We start from the raw sequence: 24180 nt of genomic DNA on the forward strand, positions 1-24180 counted from the left end.
GCCAGAACCACCCATTGTCTCCGATACATAGGTGACAAGAGAAATCCATACCCCGGTGTATCGACGGTTTTGCTGCAATTCGTTACAAATCGCCCAGCTCATCTACCCCCCGATCGCATTGCCGAAACGCACGGTTCAGACGCTGTGCGCGACATCTCCACCCCTGGAACAATCAATTTGCAGCCGACGATCTGCACCCCCATCCACTTCAGTCACCTCGGACAATTTACAGGCCCGTCAGCTACTTGGTGCCCGAGCTCGAACGAGATTCGACAGTCGCTGATCGAGACTATCGGTACACGCCGACAGACCGACGAAAGAACGCGCCGACCAGCGGTCGGCGCGTTCTTTCGATTGAAGGTACGAAGCTTCAGGAAAAACCCACACCAGTCACACTCTTCAGGTGTTCACTGGTGACACCTGGAGCCAGCTCCACAAGCTCCAGCCCGTCCGCGGTGACGTCCAGCACTGCCAGGTCGGTGATGATCCGGTGGACGACGCCCTGCCCGGTAAGCGGCAGGGTGCACGCCTCGACGATCTTGGGGTTTCCGTCGCGATCGGTGTGCTCCATCACGACGATGACGCGGCGGGCACCGTGGACCAGGTCCATCGCCCCGCCCATACCCTTCACCATCTTGCCCGGCACCATCCAGTTGGCGAGGTCACCCGTCTTCGACACCTGCATCCCGCCGAGCACCGCGGTGTCGATGTGGCCGCCGCGGATCATCCCGAACGAGAGGGCCGAGTCGAAGAACGCGGCACCAGGATTGACAGTGACGGTCTCTTTACCTGCATTGATGAGGTCGGCATCGACCTGATCATCGGTCGGATACGGTCCGGTACCGAGGATGCCGTTCTCGCTGTGCAGGACCACCTTGACACCCTCGGGCAAGTAACTGGGGATCAGCGTCGGCAGGCCGATACCGAGGTTGACGTACTCACCCGGCCGCATCTCGGCAGCAGCGCGAGCGGCCATCTCGTGGCGGGTCCAACCGATACGAGTTTCCTCTGCGCTACTCACTTGGTACCTCCTGAGACGGTCCGCTTCTCGATCCGCTTCTCCTGTGGACCTGTGTGCACGACCCGCGCGACGAACACCCCAGGTAGGTGCACGTGCGCGGGGTCGATGTCGCCCGGCTCGACGAGGTTCTCCACCTGCGCGATGGTGATCCGGCCGGCCATGGCAGCAAGCGGGTTGAAGTTCATCGCCGTCTTGTTGAAGACGAGATTTCCTTCGGTGTCGCCGTAGTCCGCGTGCACGAGCGCGAAGTCAGCGGTGATCGCCTCTTCCAATACATATGTGCGGCCACCGAACACTGCCGTCGCCTTCGGTGGCGACGCCAAGGCGATCGAACCGTCCGGGTTGTATCGCCACGGCAAGCCGCCCTCGGCGATCGGGGTGCCGACCCCGGCCGGAGTGTAGAACGCCGGAATGCCGGTACCGCCTGCTCGCAGCCGCTCGGCCAGCGTCCCCTGCGGCGTCAACTCCACTTCGAGCTCACCGGCGAGATACTGGCGCGCGAACTCCTTGTTCTCCCCCACGTACGACGCCGTCACCCTGGCGATCCGGTGCGCGCCGAGCAGAATGCCGAGACCGTAGTCGTCGACACCGCAGTTGTTGGAGAACACCTCGAGATCGGTGGCGTAGCCGTCGGCGATCGCCGCGATCAGTGCGTCGGGAATACCGCACAGCCCGAAGCCGCCCACTGCGAGCCTGGATCCGCTCGCGATGTCGGCAACTGCCTCAGCTGCCGTATTCACGACTTTGCTCATCCGTTAGTTCTCCTTCTGCTGAAAGATTCCGGCTCGGTGAAGAAGCTTCTCGGCGTGACGAAGAACGGGAGCGTCGACCATCTTGCCCTCGAACGCGAACACACCACGTTCAGTAGACACCGCGGCAAGCACTCGTGTGGCCCAGTCGATCTCTTTTTCCGAAGGTGCGAAGGCACCACGGATGACCTCGACCTGAATCGGGTGGATCGCAACCTTCACGTCGAAGCCGACTGCGACAGCATCAGCGGACTCGACGCCCAGGCCGACGAGGTCCTTGATGTCGAGATACACGGAATCGACAGCCAACCGGCCGTAGCTCTTCGCAGCCAGGAGAGACGTCGATCGGACGTGCTTGGCAACGTCGCGATACGAACCGTTCGGGTGCCTGCTCGAGTTACCGCCGAGACCGGCCACAAGATCCTCGGCTCCCCACATGACACCGATGGCGTTCGCAGCAAGCGCGATGTCGGCCACGGCGAGGGCTCCTCGCGGGGACTCGACGAGTGCAACCACGTCCGCCGGTGCGAGCGAGAGGACGTCCTCGGCCGATTCGCACTTGGACAGCATAAGACGCGAATAGTGTGTGCCGTCCAGCGCGATCAGATCGAGTTCGTGATCAGGCGTACCGACCGGATTGACGCGCACAATCGTCCGGTCCGGATCGAGAGGAGTGTCGATCAGGGCTGCACGTGCGGCTTCTTTGTCGGCCGGAGCCACCCCGTCTTCGAGATCGAGGATCACGACGTCGGCAACGGCGGCCGCCTTCGCGTAGCGCTCGGGACGATCCGCCGGGCAGAACAACCAGGCCGGCCCCGGCGGTGTCCACGTCATGAGGACACCTCTGCCGGACGCAGTTGCACCAGGGTCTTGCGCGTGGCCAGTGCGACGACGTCGCCGTGCTGGTTACGCCCGGTGTGCACGAGCGTCACGATGCCTTCACCTGGACGACTCTTCGACTCACGTTTGTCCGCGATGAGCGTCTCGGCGTACAGGGTGTCCCCGTGAAAGAGCGGCTTCGGGAAGCTGATCTCGGAGAAACCGAGGTTCGCGACGATGGTGCCCTGCGTCAACTGCGCGACCGAGAGGCCGACGATGGTCGACAGGGTGAACATCGAATTGACCAGCCGCACACCGAATTGAGTGCCTTCGCTGTACGCAGCATCAAGATGCAGCGCCTGCGTGTTCATCGTCAGAGTCGTGAACAGTACGTTGTCAGCCTCGGTCACCGTTCGGCCTGGGCGATGCTCGTAGATCGCGCCGACCTCGAACTCCTCGAACCAGAGCCCGCGCTGAGTGATCTTCTTGGGGTTCGTCACAACCCTGCCTCACGGGCGATGAGCATCAACTGCACCTCGGTGGTTCCCTCACCGATTTCGAGGATCTTGCTGTCACGGTAGTGGCGCGCGACGGCGTACTCGTTCATGAAGCCGTATCCGCCGTGGATCTGGGTGGCGTCGCGAGCGTTGTCCATGGCAGCTTCGGAGGAGATGAGCTTGGCGATGGACGCCTGCTTCTTGAACGGCTTGCCCGACAACATGAGTGCGGCCGCGTCGTAGTACGCGGTGCGGGCCACGTGGGCGCGAGCCTCCATGCGCGCGATCTTGAACGCGATCGCCTGGTTGTGTCCGATGGGCCGACCGAACGCCTCGCGCTCCTTGGCGTACTTGATCGACTCGTCGACGCAGCCCTGGGCGGCACCGACGCTCAACGCGGAAATGGCGATGCGGCCTTCGTCGAGGATGCGCAGGAAGTTCGCGTAGCCGCGGCCACGCTCACCGAGCAGATTCTCTTCGGGGACACGAACATCGGCGAACGTGAGGGGATGGGTGTCGGATGCGTTCCAGCCGACCTTGTTGTACGCGGGCTCGGCCGTGAAGCCGGGGGTCGTTGTCGGTACCAGGATGGTCGAGATCTCCTTCTTGCCACCGTCCTTGACACCCGTGACCGCGGTGACCGTCACGAGCTTGGTGATGTCGGTGCCCGAGTTGGTGATGAACTGCTTGTTGCCGTTGATGATCCACTCACCGCTGTCGAACTTCGCGGTGGTCTTTGTGCCGCCGGCGTCGCTACCCGCACCCGGCTCGGTCAGGCCGAAAGCAGCCAACGACTTTCCGCTGGTGAGCTGCGGGAGCCACTCTTCCTTCTGCGCCTCGTTACCGAAACGGTAGATCGGCATGGCGCCGAGGGACACACCAGCTTCGAGAGTGATCGCGACGCTCTGGTCGACCTTGCCCAGCTCTTCGAGCGCCAGGCAGAGTGCGAAGTAGTCGCCGCCCATTCCGCCGTACTCCTCGGGGAACGGCAGGCCGAACAGTCCCATGTCGGCCATCCCGGCCACTACCTCGTACGGGAAGGTGTGGTTGGCGTCGTGCTCGGCAGCAACCGGTGCCACGACGGTCTTCGCGAAATCCGCAACAGTCTTGGCGAGCTGCTGGTATTCGTCCGGAAGCGCTCCGGTGGCAAGGTAATCGGACATCAGGCGTCTTCCTTCTGCGTCGTGTTCTCGGTCTTTTCTTCTGCAGCCTCTTCGTCCGCGACAGGTACCACGCGGGCCAGAACCTGATCCACCATCACCTGATCGCCCTGACGGACAAGCACTTCCACGATCCCGTCGATCGGGGACGTCAAGGAGTGCTCCATCTTCATGGCCTCGACAACGACGAGTGGTTGTCCCGCGCTCACTGCCGCGCCGTTCTCGACGTTGACTGCGATGACGGCACCGGGCATGGGGCTGGCGATTTCGGCGTCACCGGCATGCTTGTCCTCACCGCGAACGCTGACTTCGGCAACCTCGCGCACGTGCCAGGTTCCGCCGCCCGCCAGCCACAGACCACCATCGGTCTCGGCGACGACAAACCTGCGTCGGCGTCCGTCGATGACTACCGCCAGTTCGGATCCCGTCAGGGTCGCGCTGAATGCGCGCGGCTGTGAACCTTCGACCTCGACCTTTGCATCGGCGGGAACGCCGACGATCGCAACGTGCGACGTTCGGGTGCCGGCGGCGAGCCTGATGCTGGTCGGAGCGGGAGTTCCGACGCGCCATCCACTCGGGACGTCCCAGGGATCAACGGATTCCGAAGTTGTCCATCGCGAGAGCCAGCGATACGCCGCGGCAGCAATGAGAACCTCGTCGGAGGCATCGGCCGCGACAAAGTCTTCGACGCGACGATCGAGCAGACCGGTGTCGAGGTTGCCCGCGATCACATCCGGATCAGCGAGGAGGAACCGTGCGAATTCGATGTTGGTCACGACTCCGAGCACTGCGGTGTCACCGAGTGCGCGATCGAGCTTGCGCAGTGCGCCTGCGCGGTCGGGAGCATGGGCGATGACTTTGCTGAGCATCGGGTCGTAGTCACTGCCGACGACGGTGCCCGCGAGCAGTCCGGAATCGACGCGCACGCCGGAACCTGACGGCTCGACCAGATCGACGACGCGTCCGCCCGTCGGCAGGAATCCACGGCCCGGATCCTCCGCGTAAACACGAGCTTCGATAGCGTGCCCGGTCAGTGTGATGTCGCTTTGGGAGAAGGCCAACTTCTCCCCTGCTGCCACACGAACCTGCCATTCGACCAGATCCAGTCCGGTCACCATTTCGGTGACGGGGTGCTCGACCTGCAGGCGGGTGTTCATCTCCATGAAGAAGAACTCGTCCGGCTTGTCGGCGGAGACGATGAACTCGACAGTGCCGGCGCCGGTGTAATCGACGCTTCGAGCGGTGTTGCAGGCTGCCGCGCCGATCCGGTCACGGGTCACCTGATCGAGCAGCGGCGACGGAGCCTCTTCGATGACCTTCTGGTGACGCCGCTGCAGGCTGCATTCGCGCTCACCCAGGTGAACGACGTTGCCGTGCTGGTCGGCGAGAACCTGGACCTCGATGTGCCGGGGCCGCAGGACGAATCGCTCGAGGAACAGGGTGTCGTCGCCGAACGACGACGCGGCCTCACGGCGGGCACTGCGAAGAGCCTCGGCCAGATTGGCCGGATCCTCGACCAGACGCATTCCCTTGCCGCCTCCGCCGGCCGAAGGCTTGACCAACACCGGGTAGCCGATGTCCTCGGCCGCTGCGATCAGTTCTTCGTCGGTCAGATTGGGGCGAGCGATACCCGGGACCACCGGTACGTCGAACGCGGCAACGGCGTTCTTCGCAGTGATCTTGTCACCCATCACCTCGATAGCCCGCTCGGAGGGGCCGAGGAAGGCGATTCCGGCAGCCGCACAGGCAGCCGAGAACGCCGAGTTCTCCGACAGGAAGCCGTAACCGGGGTGAATACCCTGAGCACCGGTGGACTTGGCAGCGTCGATGACCTTGTCGATGACGAGGTAGCTTTCACGCGCCGCGGCCGGTCCGATGTTGACGGCAGTGTCGGCCTCGCGGACGTGGCGAGCATTCGCGTCGGCGTCGCTGTAGACGGCGACGCTGCGAATTCCCAACTCACGCAACGTGCGGATCACGCGAACCGCGATCTCACCGCGGTTGGCCACGAGAACAGTATCGATAGTGCGCAACTCAGTCATTTCGCTCACATCCGGAAGACGCCGTAGGAGACCGGCTCGATCGGTGCGTTTGCGCACACCGAAAGGGCCAGGCCGAGAACAGTTCTGGTATCTGCGGGATCGATGACACCGTCATCCCACAGCCGCGCAGTGGAGTAGTACGGATTGCCCTGAGCCTCGTACTGCTCACGGATCGGCGCCTTGAAGGACTCTTCGTCCTCGGCCGACCACGGATTGCCCGCGCTGTCGAGCTGCTCGCTACGAACCGTCGAGAGCACCGAAGCTGCCTGCTCGCCGCCCATGACCGAGATGCGCGCGTTCGGCCACATCCACAGGAAGCGAGGCGAATACGCGCGTCCACACATGGAGTAGTTGCCGGCGCCGTACGAGCCGCCGATGACAACTGTCAGCTTGGGGACCCGTGCACACGCAACTGCCGTGACCATCTTGGCGCCGTGCTTGGCGATGCCGCCGGCCTCGTAGTCGCGTCCCACCATGAAGCCCGCGATGTTCTGCAGGAACAGCAGCGGCACACTGCGCTTGTCGCACAGTTCGATGAAATGTGCTCCCTTCATGGCGGATTCGCCGAAGAGCACGCCGTTGTTCGCGATGATGCCGACCGGGTGGCCCTCGATGTGGGCGAAACCGGTGACGAGCGTCTTGCCGTATTCAGCCTTGAACTCCTGGAACGCGCCACCGTCGACGAGCTTGGTGATCACCTCGTGCACGTCGTACGGAGTCCGAGGATCGGTCGGGACGACGTCGTAGAGTTCGCTTTGATCTGCGACAGGCGGAACCGTGGAGATGACGTCCCACGGGCGCTCGGAGCGGGGGCCGAGCGTGGCAATGATGTTGCGCACGATACGAAGTGCGTCGCGGTCATCCTCGGCCAGGTGATCGGTGACGCCGGAAACCTTGGAGTGCAGGTCGCCGCCGCCGAGTTCTTCGGCGGTGACGATCTCACCGGTGGCCGCCTTCACCAGCGGCGGACCACCGAGGAAGATCGTGCCCTGGTTGCGGACGATCACTGCTTCGTCACTCATCGCGGGCACGTAGGCGCCGCCCGCGGTGCACGAACCGAGAACTGCGGCGATCTGGGGAATCCCCTTGGCGCTCATGGTCGCCTGGTTGTAGAAGATCCGGCCGAAGTGCTCGCGGTCCGGGAAGACTTCGTCCTGGCGCGGCAGGAAAGCGCCGCCGGAGTCGACGAGGTAGATGCAGGGAAGGTTGTTCTGCAACGCAACTTCCTGCGCGCGCAGGTGCTTCTTCACCGTCATCGGGTAGTAGGTGCCGCCCTTGACCGTCGCGTCGTTGGCGACGATGACGCACTCGCGGCCCGACACACGGCCGATACCGGTGATGACGCCGGCGCCCGGGCACTCGTCGTCGTACAGGCCGTTGGCCGCCAGCGGGGACAACTCGAGGAACGGGCTGCCCTGATCAAGTAGCGAGTCGACGCGATCTCGCGGCAGCAGCTTCCCTCTGCTCACGTGGCGCTCGCGAGAGCGCTCGTTGCCACCCAGCGCTGCTTGCGCCAGTTTCTTCTTCAGTTCGTCCACCAGAACGGTGTGATCGGACCGGTAGCCCGATCCTTGCGTGATTCCACTGGGAGTCATCCCGCCGCCTTCGCCATGAGTTAATGCTCGATAACTGAAACTAGATTAACTATGATTAACTGAGTTGTCCAGAACACAAGCGAAGAAAGATCGAGAGAATGACCTCTGAGCAGGTAGCAGCTCCGACGCGACGCGATCAGATGAAGGCCGACCGTCGTCGTCAGCTCTTGGATGCCGCCGCACGGTTGATCGCCGAACGCGGATTCGTGAGTGTGCGACTCGAAGACCTCGGCGCGGCCGTCGGTATCAGCGGCCCGGCCGTGTACCGGCATTTCCCCAACAAGGATGCCGTCCTCGTGGAACTTCTCGTCGGCATCAGCACGCGCCTGCACGAAGGCGGTTCTGCGGCAGCGGAGGCAGCGGACTCACCGAGCGCCGCTCTCGACGCACTGGTGGAGTTCCACCTCGACTTCGCGCTCGGCGAGCCGGACCTGATCCGCATCCAGGACCGCGACCTCGAAAGCCTGCCGGCCGACGCGCGTCGACAGGTGCGCCAAACGCAGCGCAAGTACGTCGAGGTGTGGGTCGGAGTCCTCGAGCAACTCGATCCCCAGCTCGATCAGGCGGATGCCCGCATCAAAGCTCATGCCACTTTCGGACTGATCAACTCGACCCCTCACAGCGCCAACCCAGCTTCGCCGGCACGCGCACGTCGCGTCCTGCGGGATATGACGCTCGCCGCACTGCGCACCCACTGAAACCGGACACGGCACAATCGGTGGCAGACTGGTTACACCAGCTAACAGATGAGGGTGCCGAACGTGGAAGACAGCAGTGGGGTCAGCAGAGCCGATTTCGCCGAACTGCGGACCGAGTTCTCCCGCTTCATGATGTTGTACCAATTCGGAATCTCCGAACTGATGACCAAGGTGAACATTCTCAAGGACGAGTTCACTCACATCAATCAGTACAGCCCCATCGAACACGTGACGTCACGGGTCAAGTCGCCGGACAGCATCCTGCGTAAGGCTCAACGCCTGAACATCCCGCTCACGATCGACGACATCTCGAAGAACATCTTCGACATCGCCGGCGTGCGCATCACCTGCAGCTTCATTTCCGACACGTACCGGATCGCCGAGATGCTCACCAGCCAGACGGACCTTCGGGTGATCGAGCGAGAGGACTACATCGCCGATCCGAAACCCAACGGCTACAAGAGCTTGCACCTGATCGTCGAGGTCCCGGTTTTCATGAGCGACCGCGTCAGGCACGTACCGATCGAACTTCAGATCCGCACCATCGCGATGGATTTCTGGGCGAGCCTCGAGCACAAGATCTATTACAAGTACAACCGCGAGGTTCCTGTCGAGCTCCTCGACGAACTCACCGAGGCTGCTGCCGCGGCACACCGCCTCGACGTCAAGATGGAACGCCTCAACGACGAGTTCGCGAAAATCAAAGCGCTACCGCATCCCGATGACGAAATCCTCGAGCAGGATCTGCCGGCGCAGTTCCTCGAGGCGCTGCATCTTCAGCGACGAGCGCTCTGAATTTACGGCGACCCTCCCCCTGAGCGAACGCGCCTTTCGGCGCATCTGAGGCGACGAGAGTGCCGTTCGCTCACAACTGGGGTCGGACAACTAGGGCAAACCAAAAGTGCGCCCTCCCGAACTTCGGGAGGGCGCACTTCGCGAATTGCGTTGGCTTGCTATTTCTTGCCAGTGACGGCGCTGTAGCCGATCGAGAGCACGGCCGCCGCGGCGATGCTGATGATCCAGCGGATCCAGTCGATTCCACCCGTGTCGCCCTCGTCCGAGATCGCTCCCCAGACCCAGTACCCGATAAGCGCTCCGGCGACACCGAGGACGACGGTGATGATCATGCCGTACTGCTGCTTACCTGGCAGTACGAGACGAGCCAGGATTCCGATGACTGCGCCGAAAATGATGGTTCCGATAATTTGCCCCATGACAGCCCCTCTCACACGTCGTGCATGCACGCGGACGGAAGATCACCGCTCAGGGAAACAATAACCACAGTCACACACAACTGTCGCTTGTTGACCGAATTGTTGTCCGAGATGCAACCTCGACGTGTTACATCCACGACATTCGCGAGTTATTTTTTCGCAATCAAGCAGACCTACCGTTCCCATCCATGCCAACTTCCGTAAAACTGCCGAACAGCGAGCTCGCGCGACTCGCCAACAAGCCGCCCTGGTACCGATCACTGTTCGTGCAATTGATCGCCGCTATCGTCATCGGCGTTCTCATCGGCTGGTTGTGGCCGGAATTCGGCGCGAATCTCAAGCCCCTCGCCGACGGCTTCATCAAGCTGATCAAAATGCTGATCGCGCCGATCATCTTCTGCACCGTCGTAATCGGGATCGCCCACGTCGGGGATCTGAAAGCGGTGGGGCGTATCGGCGTCAAAGCACTCATCTACTTCGAGGTCGTGACCACCTTCGCCCTGTTGTTCGGGCTGCTCATCGGAAATCTGATGAAGCCGGGTGCGGGATTCAACATCGATCCGGAGACGCTGGCGAACGGTGCGGACGCCGTGGCCGCCAAGACTGGAAGCGGCGAGCTTCCCCACACCGTCGAATTCCTGCTCAATATCATTCCGGTGTCGATAGTTTCGGCCTTCGCCGAGAACGCACTCCTCCAAGTCCTCTTCTTCGCCGTACTGTTCGGGCTCGCCTTGGCCAAGGCAGGCGAGAGTGGACCACCGATCGTGTTCGAACTAGTCGATCGTCTGAGTCATCTGTTCTTCACGATCATCGGCTGGATCATGAGACTGGCGCCGTTGGGCGCTTTGGGCGCGATGGCGTACATCGTCGGCCAGTACGGGATCGCTTCGCTCGGAAGTTACGGAAAGCTGATCGCCGCATGCTATCTCGCCGCCGTCCTGTTCATCCTCATCCTGGCCGCGATAGTCAGGTACTTCGCGGGCGTGAACCTGTGGAAGTTCGTCAAGTACATCAAGGACGAACTCTTCCTCGCGTTGGGAACGGCGTCGACCGAAGTAGTTCTGCCCCGAATCATGGTCAAGCTCACCAACGCCGGATGCTCGCGCACTACAACAGGATTGGTGGTGCCTACCGGCTACTCGTTCAATCTCGACGGCGCGACGCTGTACCTGTCGATCTGCATGCTGTTTCTGGCTCAGGCACTCGGCGTGGACCTGACACTCGGTGAACAGATCACTGCCGTCCTGGTACTGATGCTCACGTCGAAGGGAATGGCCGGCGTGCCGGGATCGTCATTCCTGGCACTGTCCGCCACCGTGGCCGCAATCGGTCACGGCGCAATTCCGGTTGCCGCAGTCGCCCTCCTACTGGGCGCCGATCGAATCATGGACTCGATGCGAGTCTCGGTGAACCTGCTCGGGAATTGTGTCGCAACCTTCGTGGTCGCCAATTGGGAGGGACAGCTCGACAAGGAGCGCATGCGCCGAGTGCTCGACGGAGAAGACGTTCCACCGCTCGAGGAAGTCGATCCGATCACCGGGAAAACTGTTCCGGCACCCGAAACCGAAGGCATCCTGACCCGTTAGGTAAGTGCCGGCTACTCGTTGCACGTGGGGAATCGGTGCTGACGAGTCGCGGGGGCGTACTTTGCTGGAAAATCCAGACCGGCAAGTACAAAAGCAAATATTTGCAGATGGCGACAACCCGGCCGACGAGGGACCGTTGAATCTACAAATACGACGCTTGCGCTGCACTGACTCGACATCACTGAAAAGCGACTCGCGATATCTCGATATTGCTACGCGGTTGCCTCGGCGGTGATTAAAAAATCAGCGAACTGCCAGCATTATGTTTGCCGGAATTACAAGGACTAAAGTCCGGTGTTCAACCGACGAAGAGACTTGAGTGGGTAAAAATCAATCAGCTCTGAAAGCACTCTCGTGCATACAGTTAAGCCTTCCCACCTGGTCTTATGTAGATTATTTCACGCGATGAGCTATTGCGGGATTGACCATATGCCCATAGGTTCAAATTGTCCGAATGGTCACCTATTGCTATCGTAACCTTTGCGAAGGACTGGACCCGATTGCCCAGCAAAGGAATACAGTGACCGCATCCATGCAGGATATTGAACACTTGTCCACTAATCGACTCTCGGTGGTTGTTCCGGTATTCAACGAAGAAGACGCGGTTTCCGACTGCATCGAGCGTCTTCTGACCCAGCCGGAAATCGATGAGATTCTAATTGTCGACAACAACTCGACAGACGGCACTGCATCGATCATCCAGGAGTTCGCCCGGAAGTACGACAAAGTCAGATACGTCTTCGAGGCCCGCCAAGGCGTCGTACACGCACGGAACGCGGGCTTCGACGCCTCGACCGGCAACATCATCGGTCGGATCGACGCAGATACTCGGGTCCAACCAGGCTGGGCTAGTGCCGTCAAAGCATTTTTCCAGCGCAGCACCGCTCATTCAGCGGTCGCCGGACTCACCTATCTCTTCGAATCGCCGTTTGCTCGAATCCACCGATACGCACTGGACAGGCAGGTGAAGCAGGGGAAGTTCGATTGCGAACGTCAAGTACTCGCTGTCGCCGGAGCGAACATGGCGATCAGAAAGAGCGCATGGCTGTCCGTCCGCGAGCAAGTCAGTGACCGGCCGGACATTCACGAAGATATCGACCTTTCACTGTGCCTTCGGGAGGGTGGAATGACGATCGGACAGATCGCGGACATGCGAGCGGAAACGTCCGGCCGACGCGGCGAAACCCCTCCGTTGGAGTACTTGAAATACAACCAGGCTTCCGAGTCGGTTCTGCACCTTCACAACATCATGAATTGGCGCCTCAAACTAACTATCTGGGGCGACTCGATGCTCCACGCACTGGCGTGGCCCGTCTACCGCCTCTACAACTTCGAGCAGGAGCGCTTGGAATTCAGATGCTTGTTTTCCAGATCGCAAGGTCGAATCATGCCGGTTCACCAGTAGCCCATCGAGTTTCGCTGATCACCGAAGATTCGCAGGCCCCGAATTTCACGACAGTTTCAACGCCGTGATGCGGTCTTCACTGGAACGCAACAGCACCTTGTCCCCCGCCCACAGCTCCCGCGGCATCGCCCAGGGGGTGAACTCGTCGTCCCCGTCCTGGTCCACCCGAACCTCCCAACTCCGTTGGCCCGTACGGACGTCCGTTCCGTAGACGTTTCCCTCGTCGATAACGACATCGCCGTGCCAGACAACCTCCCCGGCGCGCTCGGCGTTCGATCGCCACAGGACCTCACCGGTGAAGAGGTCCACGAACTGGACCTCGGGCTCGGAACCGGAACGGGTCACGGCAACCACGTCGCCGATCACCGCCAACGACTGTGCGGTGTCGAAGAGTTCACTGTTCGACCACAATTTCTCGCCGGAAGTCCGGTCGAAACCGCTGTGTCCCAGAATGATCGGAGTCGATCTTCCCGCGGGATCATCTCGGCTGTATCGCCCGCCGTAGTACGAGGACTCCGAGGGCAGTTCGTCCGTCCTGGCGAACTCGCGCCCGTTCTGATCGAGCGCGTACTCACTTGTCGGACGGCCATCGCCTTCGCAACCGCCATCCGACACCAATGTCACGCCGTCCGACGATGTATGCGCGGTCGAACAGGTGGAGTAACCGTGTACCCACCGCTGTTCGCCCGTCTTCAGATCGAATCCCAGAGACTCGTCGAGAGCGATCACACCCAGATCGCCGTGCACCGACATCACCGGATCGACGTATCCGGCTTCCCACGATCCACCGACGTCGAACGCTTTGGACCAGTTCGCTTCCGGATCGTCGACGGTTCCGCTGTGCACGCGAACGTCGTTGCTCTCGATATCACCCTCGAGCGCGAGGACCGTGTCACCCGAGACAACCGCGATGATCGGTGCCCACGGCGTCTTGATGTCTCGACGCTCTCCTGTCTCGATATCGAAAAGTGAGTACGAACCACCGGATACGTACGGCCCGGAGAAACACAGCACCGAACTGCCGAGCAAAGTCTCGGAGCAACCACCGATGTCGACCGCCGACGTGCGCCAACGGACCGCGCCGTCCTCAGCGTCCAATCCGACCAATTCCGCGTCGTCCAACGAATACGCCTGGCGGTCCGGCATGCCGACCATCGTGACCACGAGTGATCCGGCGTCGATGAATCCGCCCATGTCCATGTTGAATTCGGTTCCAACAAGTGGGCTCCGAAATATCGCGAACTCGCGCCCGAGAATCTCGGAGGCCTCGACGCTCCATGGCGGCGACGAGATCGCTGTCGGTCCGGAACTCGTCGACGTGACCACCGTGGCGATGGCGGCGGTGACCGTGACTACGGCTACGGCGGCTGCGATCCGAAGGCGGGCCTTGGGCGAATACCTGGCGGTCATCGAATCTCCAGCCCGTCGATCGTCGCGAGAAACTCCAACTGCTCGAACGTCATCGGCACGTTCGGTGCCTCTGCCGAAGAGCTCACCGTTACTTGCGTCCCACCGGGGTGGGTAACTACTACAGACCTGTGGACATTCTCCCAGCGACTCTCATCACGTTCGATCACGGACCCGTCCTCGGCGGTCACCATCGAGAGCGGGTGTCCGTCGTAAGAAGGGTCGTACTTGTTCGGAGGCGTAGGAAGCGGCTGCCCACTGGTAATCGAGATACTCAGACGCGACTCGTTGCCGCCCGACCGTGCAACGACATCCTGGCACGCAGTGGTGGTGTCGTTTTCGGCCAGAACCAGATCACCCAGCTGGCTGCCGAGGTCAGGCGCTTCTGACGGTGCTGCGCGCCAACCCGATCGGAGCGCTTCACCGAGCGCGTCGACGATTCCTCGATCCAGTTCCCGCCCTGATGACTCGTCCGTCCAACCGCCGCAATCAATCTGAAGCGGAGCAGTGCCTGGTGGAACAGGCGCGGTGATTCGCAACTGTGGCATTTCGACAAGGGTTACAAGTTCGTCGAGCGTCAGTGGCACCACGCCGGAACTCTCGGCGTCCGGACCTCCGTCGTTGTTCGTGTCGTTGACATACGCCTGAATACGGGTCCCGTCGACTCCGTACAACATTGCCGACCGATTAAGGGTGCGTACACCATTGGTTTCGCTCCACGTATCCTGCAGATCCACCACAGACTGGTCGGCCAGCACCCGACGTTCGACGAGCGACCCCGCAACACACGATGGGATCGGATCAGAACTCGAGTGCAGCATCAGGCTGAGCGCGCCGATCTTCCCGTCCCGAATCAGCGTCCCGGACGCAGTGGTGGACGCCAACTCCTCGAGCGAGAATCCCTCGGGCAGCCCATCTGTGTTCGAAGGTGCAGAGATCGGCCCGAACTGCAGCGAATTACCCGGGCTGGCGAACTTCAGCTCGACATCTTTCGGGAGCGCCTGCTTGACCGCTTCCGACATCGCGGCTGCCTTGGCGCTCGAGAACCACGGAAAGCGTGGATCGTCGTACGTGTCAGATCCGTCCAGAATATAGGAGAAGAACGAATCCTCTTCTGGCGCTGCGACGCTTTCACAACCCGGAATCGTTGTCGGGTACACCGCGCTCGGCGTGACGTACGAGAATTCAGGCACGTCCTCCGCCGAAATCTCGTCCGGTGTGGACGTTATGGTGACCGACGATGACGCAGCTACCGAGATGTCATCGGACGGCGAGCTGCTCCACCGATCCACCAGCCCGGCAACCACTGTCCCACCGGCGATCAGGGAGACGACCGTCAGCGCGAAGGCCCACTTCTCGGCCCGCTTCGAATCGGTTTGCTCCTTCGACACGTACCCTCGCAGTCACTGTCACGGCTCGCTCCCGATGCGCGTCGCCTCTGGAAGTCCTGTCGCGATCACAGCGATTTCTGTTACCAACCGGATGGTTTCCTATCGCGCGAGCGCCGCATGAAGACAGAAGAACGGGGTGCCAGTTGCTGTGCAACCGGCACCCCGTCCTGACGACCTGAGTGCTTAAACCCTCACAGGCACCTGATTCGGGTCTGGATCGGAATCCGGATCCTGCTCGATCGGAATCCGTCGAATCGCTTCACCCTCGATGTCGACGTTCGGCAGGATCTTGTCGAGCCACGCCGGCAACTTCCACGCCGAATCACCGAGAATCGACATGACCGCAGGGATCACGATCATGCGGATGATGAAGGCGTCGAAGAAGACTGCCGCCGCGAGACCGAAGCCCATCATCTTGCTTGTCGTCTCCGAGGACAGCATGAATGCCCCGAACACGGAGATCATGATGATGGCCGCCGACGCGACCACGCGAGCACCATGGGTGTAGCCGGAGATGATGGCGTCCTTGGCCGACAATCCGTGCACGTATTCCTCGCGCATTCGCGTCACGAGGAACACTTGATAGTCCATCGCCAACCCGAAGACCACACCGATCATGAAGATCGGCAGGAACGAGATGATGGGTTGTGTGTGCTCGATCAGCCCGAAGTCGCCCAACTGGAAAATGGCCACCGTGGCGCCGAAGGTCGCACAGACGGAAAACAGGAATCCGAGAGTTGCGGTCAGCGGCACCAAGATCGAGCGGAAGACGACCATCATGATGATGAACGCCAGCCCCACAACCACGATGAGATACGGGATGAGCGCGGAACTGAGCTTCGACGACATGTCTGCAACGATCGCGGTTTGACCCGCTACACCGAGTTCTGCGCCTTCCGACTTCACCGTCGATCCGTAGTCCCGGATCTGATTCATCAGCTCGTGGGTTTCGGGGCCGCTCGGAGACATCTGCGGGGTGACCGCGATGAGCGCAGAGTTTGCGCCCGCCATCGGGTTTGCCGCGTCCGGTCCGTTTCCGACCCACATCAACTGATCCGGCGTTGCGACGTTGTCGAGGCCCTTGATGTGCGCGACAGTGCCTTCGGCAATCGCGGTGATGTCGGTGCCGTCGGGCGCGTCGAGCACGACGAACAATTCACCGTTGACGCCTTCACCGAATCCTCGTTGCAGGAGGGCCAGTGCCGGTCGCTCTTCGTCTTGAGTGAACGAGAGTCCGAGTTCGAGCTTCGTCATCGGAATAGCCGCGATCACCAGGAGGACCAGAGCAGCACCCGCGATCGGCCACGGGTACTTGGTGACTATCTTGGCCCAGCGATGTCCGTTGGATTCCATCGTCTCGGGCTCGTCACCGTGGCGAAGCCCGGGAATACGAGGCGAGAACGCAAAGCGGCCGAAGATACCCAGAACGGCTGGGATCAACGTGATTGCGCCGAGTACGGCGATGATGACGGCAACCGCTGCCGAGATTCCCATCTGCGTGATCATCGGGACCCCGACGACCGCCAGGGCTGCCAGCGCAACCACCACTGTCAGGCCTGCGAATACGACCGACGAACCGGCTGTACCTACTGCGCGTCCGGCAGCAGCTTCCCTGGTTCCGCCCAGATTGAGCTCACTGCGGTAGCGCGAGACGATGAACAACGCATAGTCGATCGAGACTGCGATGCCGATCATCGTGACGATTCCCGTGACACCTTCGTTGATGTCGAAGAAGCCCGAGCCGAGTGTGACCGTCAGAGTGGCCAGCGCAATTCCCAGAATTGCAGTGAACAACGGGATGAACGCCGCGATGAGTGCGCCGAACGCCACGATCATCACGATGAACGCCACCGCGAAGCCGAGCATCTCCGACAGACCGCCAGCGGCCTGCACCTGCATCATCGAACCGGTGCCTTCGACTTGCAGGCCACCGGTGCGGAATTTTGCCATCAAATCGAGGAACGCCGTCTTGTTCGCCTGCGTCTGATCCTCGATGCGAATCGACTGATTGAGCTGGATCAGCCCGACCTTGCCGTTGTCGCCGAGAACGGCGGATGCCACCGCCGGATTGGCCTCCGCGAGCGTGACCGGATTGACGATCTTCTCGGGATCGACGATGTCCGGCAACGTCTTCGCCTGTGCGATCAACTGGTCGATCTGATCGCTGTGCGCGGCAAGCCCGTCGTCTGCCGCGATGAGAATGCTGGTCGACGCCTGAGTTTGCTGCTCCGCGGCAGCTGCAAAGTTCTCGTTCATCAACTCGGTCGCACGCTGTGAATCGGTGCCCGGAAGATTGAATTCTTTGGAGAACGTCGGATTTGTGGCGCTGATAGCGCCCCCTACCACCGCGATCACGATAATCCACGCGGCCACCACAAGATACTTGTGGCGGAAAGCGAACTTCCCCAACCTGTAAAGATACGTAGCCAACGTAGGCCTCTCTCGCCGTGGACTGGTCTGTCCGAAGAACACGGAGTCTTTCGGTGCCGAGGTCATACGGTACGGACCGATCGGCCCATTGGCACCCGGTATATCTGCGAAAACGGCATATCCGGCGCGCTCTCCGTCTCCTTTTCAGACCGCTCGGTACCGTGGACACGACACGGGCAGGCGCCTCACCAGAGCAGACGTCGCGTAGTACGAAAGGCAATCCCATGAATCACGGCCAGGCCGTCGATCGCGATCTCCTCCTTGCCGGCCAACAGCGACTCGACGCGCTGGGGCCACGATTGACAGGATCACCTTCACACCACGCTGTGGTGGAAGAAGTCGCGAACGAACTGACCGAACTGGGCCTCGAAGTCCGGCGTGATTCACACACTTTCGAACGCTGGGATCTACCGGACACATCTGAGGGGCTTCGCATCGAATTGCCGACGGGACCGATCAATGTTTCGTCCGCATTCCCCTACTCGGGATTGACCGGGCCTCAGGGAATCTCCGCTCCCCTGGTCTACGTCAGCGCGCGACGCCCCAAGTGGTCCTTGGCCAAGGGCGCGATCGCGGTGATCGAAGTCCCGCACGTCGATCTTCCCCGCAAGCTACTGGTCAGCGAGTGGGGTCCGATCGCCACCGACGAGACTCTTCGAAATCCGGTTCTCTCCGCGACCCTTCTTGGCCCGAAACTCGACAAGGCCCGCAAGGCCGGAGTGCTCGGCGTGATCGCGGCGTGGCGTGACATCGCTCCGGACAACGCACTGGGACAATATCTTCCGTTCACGCAGCCGTACCACGACATCCCCGCCGTCTGGGTGGCCGGCGACGAGGGCAAGAAGGTTGTCGCTGCAGCTCGTTCCGGTCAGCGGGCGACTCTGGTTCTGGATGCAACTCTGCATCCGGACACCCGGACCGACACGGTGTGGGCGGTATCCCCGGGGACATCACCGGAAGAGACGATTCTGCTCATCACTCACAGCGACGGAACCAACGGCGTCGAGGAGAACGGGCATCTGGGAATGTTGGCCTTGGCGCGGCACGCCGTCGCGCAGCCGCATCGACGGTCGTACGTTTTTGTGCTGACGACTGGCCACCTGCGAATTCCAGCGGTGTCCAAGCACGGACAGGCAACCTCCACCTGGCTCGAAGCGCACCCCGAGATGTGGAAGGGCGAAGCCGGTCAGGCGCGCGCAGTAGCCGGGATCGCGATCGAACACCTCGGCGCGCTGGGTGATACCGAGGACACCTCGACCGGCAGCTATGCGTTGGTGACCACTCCGGAACCGGAACTGCTCTACGCGACGAGCCGAGAAGTACACGACATCGTTGCACCGCTGTGGCGCGACATCGGGGCAGGCGATCGCCGAATCGTGGCGCCAGGACCGGTCATTCATTTCGGCGAGGGTGAACCACTGTTCGAGCGGAAGATCCCGGCAGTCGCCTTGGTGACGGCGCCGCAGTACCTACTCGCTCTGCGTGATGCCGACGCCGCCACTCACGTCGATCTCGACGCGATGGTCAAACAGGTCGAAAGCTTCCGCGATCTGCTCGACGCGTTCGATGCAACCGACACCGCGGCTTTCGGTCCGGTGGTCTCGCGCTCGGTATTCGCGAAGTTCTCGGCACTACTTCAGTTGATGCAGATTTTGTCGAAAGCCAAGAAATAGTGCTGTGCGCCTTTATTAACCGCCCGCGGTTAATAAAGGCGCACAGCAGTTGTCCTACTTGTCGTGAATGATCACGCCACGGATGTTCTTGCCATCACGCAGATCCTGGTAGCCCTGGTTGACGTCTTCGAGGCTGTAGGTGTTGGTGATCAGTTCGTCGAGCTTGAGCTGACCCGCATCGTAGAGACGAAGCAGTCGCACGATGTCGTACTGCGGGTTCATTGATCCGAACAATGTGCCCTTGATCGTCTTCTGGTTCAGCGTCAGATCGGTTCCCGACACGTGCACGGTCAGCTTGGCCGGATCGGCGAGACCCGTGATCACCACGGTGCCGCCCTTGCCGATCACTGCTGTCGCTGCACTGACCACGTCCTCGTCGACGGTGCCGACAAGGATGAGCGCCGCGTCGGCGCCCTGTCCCCAGGTCAGCTCGTTGACCTTGGCAGCAGCGCTCTCGGCGTCTGCAAAGGCATGGGTTGCACCGAACTTCAGTGCGGTCTCACGCTTGAGAGCAACCGGGTCGACCACCACGACATACTTGCAACCGGCCGAAACGGCGCCCTGGACGGCGTTGATGCCGAGGCCACCGATGCCGTAGATCACCGCGGTGTCGCCGGCGCGAAGGTTACCGGCATTTACTGCCGTTCCCCAACCCGAAGGTACGCCGCAGCCGACGACCACCGCTGTCTCCAAGGGAAGCCAATCGTCGATCTTGACCACCGAGTGCTGAGAAATGGTGGCGCGCTCGGAGAATGTTCCGAGCATGCACATTCCGCCGAAATCCATTCCGTTGCCGTGGAAACGGAAGGAACCGTCCGTCATCGAACCTTCGAGGATGGTGGCACCCATGTCACAAAGGTTCTGGCGACCGGTCGAGCAGTAGCGACAGGTGCCGCAGTTGGGGATGAAGCTACACACGACGTGGTCGCCCGGCTTGACCTTCGTGACGCCGGGTCCGACCTCTTCGATGATGCCCGAGCCTTCGTGTCCGCCGACAATCGGGTAACGCGGCGGGAGATCACCGTCGGTCAGGTGCAGATCCGAATGGCACAGTCCGGCAGCGGTGTACTTGATCAGTACCTCACCCACCCCCGGGCCGTCGAGGTCGAGTTCCATGATCTCGAAAGGCTTTCCGGGCTCGAGCAGTACAGCAGCTTTGGTCTTCACTGGTGATCTCCTTGATTGTCGGACGAGAGAATGAGCGATGGGGGTCGGTCAGAGGGCGATGTTGACGGCCTTGGTCTGGGTGTAGAGATCGATAGCCGAAGCGCCGAGCTCGCGGCCCCAACCGGACTGCTTGTATCCGCCGAAAGGCATTGCGGTGTCGAAGCCGTTGTACTGGTTGATCCACACCGAGCCAGCCTTGAGACGCTTGGCCGTGCGGTGGGCCTTGGAAATGTCACGGGTCCAGATGCCGGCGGCAAGTCCGTAGATGGAATCGTTTGCGGCAGTGATGGGTCCGTCGTCCGCGTTGAACGGCAGCGCTGCCACGACGGGTCCGAAGATCTCCTCCTGAACGATGGAGAATTCGGGCTTGACGTCGACGAAGACAGTCGGCTCGACGAAGTAGCCCTGATCGCCCCAGCGGTTACCGCCGGTGAGTGCACGTGCGCCGTCGGCGATTCCCTCACGGAGGTAACCGGTGACCTTGTCGAACTGCTCCTGCGAGACCAGCGGTCCGAGCTGGGTGGTGGGATCGAGGCCGGGTCCGATCTTGACCTGGCTCGCTGCGTGCGCGACGGCCTCGGTGAACTTCTCGAAGATGGTGTCCTCGACGTACAGACGGGTACCCGCAACGCAGCACTGACCGTGGTTGAACAGCCAGGCGTTGAGTGAACCCTCCACCGCGGAATCGAAATCCGCGTCGGCGAATACGATGTTGGGGCTCTTGCCACCGAGCTCGAGCGTAACCTTCTTCAGGTTGCCCTTGGCGGCGTCGACGATCTTCTTACCCACCTCGGTGGAACCGGTGAACGCGACCTTGTCCACGTCGTCGTGGCCGGACAGTGCAGCACCTGCATCGCCGAAGCCGGGAACGATGTTGACGACGCCGGGCGGGAAGCCTGCTTCTTCGAAGACCTCCGCGAGAAGCAGTGCGGTGAGCGGGGTCTGCTCAGCGGGCTTGAGGATCACCGTGTTGCCGGCGGCGAGCGCGGGGGCGAGCTTCCACGACGACATCAGCAGCGGGAAGTTCCACGGCACGATCAGTCCACAGACGCCGATTGCCTCACGCAGGGTGTAGGCGTGGAACTCGCCGCCCGGAGAGAAGGGCATCGACACGTTGACGGTGCTGCCTTCGATCTTGGTGGCCCAACCCGCGTAGTAGCGGAAAACGTCTGCGGCCCAAGCCACGTCGACGGCGGTGGCGATGGCAACGGACTTGCCGTTGTCGAGAGCTTCGAGCTGACCGAATTCCTCGGCACGAGCACTGAGAATGTCGCCGACGCGCCAGATCATCCGCTCGCGCTCGTTTGCCTTCATCCGAGACCAGGGGCCGTCCTCGAAAGCCGTTCGGGCGGCGCGTACCGCGCGGTCGATGTCTTCGGCCTGGCCGTGTGCCACGTCTGCGAGCTTCTGTCCGTCAGCCGGGTTGTACGTCGCGAAGGTCTGACCCGAAGCGGCGTCGACGAATTCGCCGCCGATGTAGAGCTTCTTCGGTCCGTTCAGGAAACCCTGTACCGCGGAACTGATGGTGTGTTCGGCTACTGCCGTCATCGGAAACTCCCCTGAAGTAGTGAGGTGCGAATGTGATGCACGCCATACTTCCGCGCTTCCGGGGGTGCTAACTGTCCGAACTTTGTACAACTCAATTCGGACAGCAAACTACACAGTGATGTCGAGCGCCCGCATCCGTGTGTAGAGAGTGCTTCGGCTGATTCCGAGTTGCGCCGACGCGTGAACCTTGTTGCCGCCGCAGTCTTTCAACGCTCCGATGATCGCCTGGCGCTCGGCCTTCTCCCGCCCTGCCAACCGCGACACCTTGGCCGTGGTGCGATAGTCCTCGGGCAGATCGACGACGTCGATGCGATTACTCGAGCGTTCACCTGAGGCCCGATTCAACACGACGCGCAATTCGGCCAGGTTGCCCGGCCAACTGGCCGCAGCGAGCGCTTCGGCAGCGCTGGCGGTCAACCTCAACTCGGGCGAGATCCCCTCCAACATCACCTGAGCCAACTCGGCGATCTCAGCCTGTCGCTCGCGCAGAGGGGTGATGACAACCCTGGAGGCGCATCGTGAAAGCAGCGCCGCGATGGTCGGCGGAAGATCAACTGCCGCCCCGCTGGTCAGTACGATCTTCGGCCCCTCGGCGCTGGCATCGATCAGGTCTGCGACCAGCGGCAACACCGAATCGGGAAGGAGCTGCACCTGTTCGATCACGACCACGCCCGAACGCTTACGGGCTGCTCGCACAAGATCGGTGATCCACTGCTCACGGCCGTCGAACGCGATCCGCGTGGCATCGTGCCAACTGGCGTCGACGCTCCCGACCACGTCCGATGCTGCCGAAGTTCGACCGGAACCCGCTTCACCAGAGATGGCAACTGCGGACGACGAGGCCCGCGCTCGCATGAGGTCTCGGCGCAGTCGTTCCCCCGGAGATGGTGCCCGCTCGTGGGTTCTGCGGATGGGCGCCCGTTCCCGTTGGAGTGGTTCGACCAGGAAGAGTGCACCGCCGTCGGCCCCGGAAATCCGGTCGGCTTGAACTCGCGCCAGCGCACCGGACGCCAATTCGACTGTCACAAGCCTCGATTGATCAGGATTGAGATCGGCGATCAAGGACCGGAGTGATACGTGGTCGGCGGTGTCGAGCAGATCCAAGGCCGTTCGGTTGCTCAGCAGGATGTCGTCGCCGATGGCCGCGACGGCAATGTGGCGCTGATGTGACACTCGCTGGAATGCGTCGACCAGCCGCTGCTCCGACGCCTTGGAGCCTTCGAGCAGTCGTTTCTCGATATCCGCTGCAGCACGCGCAAGGAAGGGCGCGAACAGCGGGTTAGCCTGCGAGACAACGCCGGTCATGTCGAGAATACCCTCGACGCGACGTGTGACGGGATGCAGGATCGGCTGGCCGTAGCAGCTCAATCCCTTGAGGCTGTCGAGGAAATGCTCGTCCCCGTGGATCACCACGCTTCGACCTACCTCGAGCGGAGTACCGAGTGCATTGGTACCGGCGTGCTCTTCACCGAAGCGTGAACCGTTGACGACGCCCAACCGCTCGATTGTCCGCTCGACGCGGCTGTCGGAGTACACCGAAGCGACCACGCGGCATTCTCGATCAGCAAGCAGCACACAGAAACCGGTGCCCGCGATCTGTTGCGACACCTCGTCGAGCACGGGCGCGGCGGCCCGGAGCAGACGAGATTCGCCGTCTTGCTCCTCGGTGTCCACGGCGATTGCCGACGACGGATCGAGGCCACTCAGTCGAGAACGCTTCCAGGAGAGCGCGATCTCGGGACGTACCGGCTCACGCTCCCCTGGGTTCGCGGACATAT

At 61.7% G+C, this 24180-nt stretch carries 19 protein-coding genes; 5 read left to right on the forward strand and 14 right to left on the reverse strand.

From position 1 onward, the window contains the following. Nucleotides 1–370: 370 nt before the first annotated feature. The 7 genes from EEB12_RS06325 to EEB12_RS06355 are packed head-to-tail and all read right to left on the reverse strand — an operon-like array spanning nucleotide 371 to nucleotide 7883. Entirely contained in the window at nucleotides 371–976 is a 606-nt protein-coding gene (locus tag EEB12_RS06325) for a 3-oxoacid CoA-transferase subunit B (RefSeq protein WP_174531772.1), read from the reverse strand. A 41-nt stretch (nucleotides 977–1017) separates the two neighbouring features. Further along, nucleotides 1018–1773 (reverse strand): CoA transferase subunit A, encoded by a 756-nt coding sequence (locus EEB12_RS06330; RefSeq protein ID WP_141487529.1) that lies wholly within the window; start codon nucleotides 1771–1773, stop codon nucleotides 1018–1020. A 3-nt stretch (nucleotides 1774–1776) separates the two neighbouring features. Further along, nucleotides 1777–2604: an HpcH/HpaI aldolase/citrate lyase family protein gene (locus tag EEB12_RS06335; RefSeq protein WP_020969026.1), complete on the reverse strand. Its 828-nt coding sequence runs from the start codon at nucleotides 2602–2604 to the stop codon at nucleotides 1777–1779. Then, nucleotides 2601–3089, reverse strand: coding sequence for a MaoC family dehydratase (locus EEB12_RS06340; RefSeq protein WP_020969025.1), 489 nt, complete (start codon nucleotides 3087–3089; stop codon nucleotides 2601–2603). Before EEB12_RS06340 ends, EEB12_RS06335 begins: the two co-directional genes overlap by 4 nt. Beyond that, complete coding sequence (locus tag EEB12_RS06345) at nucleotides 3086–4249, reverse strand: acyl-CoA dehydrogenase family protein (RefSeq protein WP_020906879.1); 1164 nt, start codon at nucleotides 4247–4249, stop codon at nucleotides 3086–3088. The genes EEB12_RS06340 and EEB12_RS06345 overlap by 4 nt, the downstream gene beginning before the upstream one ends. Continuing rightward, a complete protein-coding gene (locus tag EEB12_RS06350; protein ID WP_031332055.1) occupies nucleotides 4249–6288 on the reverse strand; it encodes an acetyl/propionyl/methylcrotonyl-CoA carboxylase subunit alpha in 2040 nt (679 codons plus the stop codon). The genes EEB12_RS06345 and EEB12_RS06350 overlap by 1 nt, the downstream gene beginning before the upstream one ends. Before the next feature lie 5 nt (nucleotides 6289–6293). Further along, entirely contained in the window at nucleotides 6294–7883 is a 1590-nt protein-coding gene (locus EEB12_RS06355) for a carboxyl transferase domain-containing protein (RefSeq protein WP_021334316.1), read from the reverse strand. 98 nt (nucleotides 7884–7981) lie between these two features. Between EEB12_RS06355 and EEB12_RS06360 the strand changes: the two genes are divergently transcribed. Together EEB12_RS06360 and EEB12_RS06365 are read left to right on the forward strand one after the other, a co-directional pair. After that, nucleotides 7982–8581: a TetR/AcrR family transcriptional regulator gene (locus tag EEB12_RS06360; protein WP_003941968.1), complete on the forward strand. Its 600-nt coding sequence runs from the start codon at nucleotides 7982–7984 to the stop codon at nucleotides 8579–8581. A gap of 48 nt (nucleotides 8582–8629) precedes the next feature. After that, entirely contained in the window at nucleotides 8630–9376 is a 747-nt protein-coding gene (locus tag EEB12_RS06365; RefSeq protein ID WP_019744227.1) for a GTP pyrophosphokinase family protein, read from the forward strand. Nucleotides 9377–9534: 158 nt separating this feature from the next. On the opposite strand, the gene EEB12_RS06370 is transcribed toward EEB12_RS06365, so the two are convergent. Next, entirely contained in the window at nucleotides 9535–9795 is a 261-nt protein-coding gene (locus EEB12_RS06370) for a GlsB/YeaQ/YmgE family stress response membrane protein (protein ID WP_019744228.1), read from the reverse strand. Between the two features lie 188 nt (nucleotides 9796–9983). Between EEB12_RS06370 and dctA the strand changes: the two genes are divergently transcribed. Both dctA and EEB12_RS06380 read left to right on the forward strand, forming a co-directional pair. Next, nucleotides 9984–11381, forward strand: coding sequence for a C4-dicarboxylate transporter DctA (dctA, locus tag EEB12_RS06375; RefSeq protein ID WP_021343541.1), 1398 nt, complete (start codon nucleotides 9984–9986; stop codon nucleotides 11379–11381). Between the two features lie 550 nt (nucleotides 11382–11931). Then, nucleotides 11932–12786, forward strand: coding sequence for a glycosyltransferase (locus EEB12_RS06380; protein ID WP_024487831.1), 855 nt, complete (start codon nucleotides 11932–11934; stop codon nucleotides 12784–12786). A 45-nt stretch (nucleotides 12787–12831) separates the two neighbouring features. On the opposite strand, the gene EEB12_RS06385 is transcribed toward EEB12_RS06380, so the two are convergent. The 3 genes from EEB12_RS06385 to EEB12_RS06395 form a co-directional block, all read right to left on the reverse strand. Continuing rightward, nucleotides 12832–14196 carry a PQQ-binding-like beta-propeller repeat protein gene (locus EEB12_RS06385; protein WP_021343539.1) on the reverse strand — a complete coding sequence of 455 codons (1365 nt, stop codon included), beginning with the start codon at nucleotides 14194–14196 and terminating at the stop codon, nucleotides 12832–12834. Continuing rightward, complete coding sequence (locus EEB12_RS06390; protein ID WP_020969018.1) at nucleotides 14193–15584, reverse strand: hypothetical protein; 1392 nt, start codon at nucleotides 15582–15584, stop codon at nucleotides 14193–14195. The genes EEB12_RS06385 and EEB12_RS06390 overlap by 4 nt, the downstream gene beginning before the upstream one ends. Nucleotides 15585–15767: 183 nt before the next feature. Next, nucleotides 15768–18014 carry an MMPL family transporter gene (locus tag EEB12_RS06395; RefSeq protein WP_070387076.1) on the reverse strand — a complete coding sequence of 749 codons (2247 nt, stop codon included), beginning with the start codon at nucleotides 18012–18014 and terminating at the stop codon, nucleotides 15768–15770. A gap of 224 nt (nucleotides 18015–18238) precedes the next feature. Between EEB12_RS06395 and EEB12_RS06400 the strand changes: the two genes are divergently transcribed. Then, nucleotides 18239–19687: a hypothetical protein gene (locus EEB12_RS06400; RefSeq protein WP_141487530.1), complete on the forward strand. Its 1449-nt coding sequence runs from the start codon at nucleotides 18239–18241 to the stop codon at nucleotides 19685–19687. Nucleotides 19688–19741: 54 nt separating this feature from the next. Here the strand turns inward: EEB12_RS06400 and EEB12_RS06405 are convergent, their stop codons facing one another. The 3 genes from EEB12_RS06405 to EEB12_RS06415 all read right to left on the reverse strand — a co-directional run bounded on the left by EEB12_RS06405 (nucleotide 19742) and on the right by EEB12_RS06415 (nucleotide 24178). Next, nucleotides 19742–20854: an NDMA-dependent alcohol dehydrogenase gene (locus EEB12_RS06405; protein WP_019744235.1), complete on the reverse strand. Its 1113-nt coding sequence runs from the start codon at nucleotides 20852–20854 to the stop codon at nucleotides 19742–19744. A gap of 48 nt (nucleotides 20855–20902) precedes the next feature. Then, on the reverse strand, nucleotides 20903–22402 hold the full coding sequence (locus tag EEB12_RS06410) for an aldehyde dehydrogenase family protein (RefSeq protein ID WP_019744236.1): 1500 nt from the start codon (nucleotides 22400–22402) through the stop codon (nucleotides 20903–20905). Between the two features lie 108 nt (nucleotides 22403–22510). Next, nucleotides 22511–24178 carry a sigma-54-dependent Fis family transcriptional regulator gene (locus tag EEB12_RS06415; protein WP_020969015.1) on the reverse strand — a complete coding sequence of 556 codons (1668 nt, stop codon included), beginning with the start codon at nucleotides 24176–24178 and terminating at the stop codon, nucleotides 22511–22513. Between the last annotated feature and the right edge of the window lie 2 nt (nucleotides 24179–24180).

The sequence above is a fragment of the Rhodococcus sp. WS1 genome (genome assembly GCF_003797745.1).
Taxonomy (GTDB): domain Bacteria; phylum Actinomycetota; class Actinomycetes; order Mycobacteriales; family Mycobacteriaceae; genus Rhodococcus_F; species Rhodococcus_F erythropolis.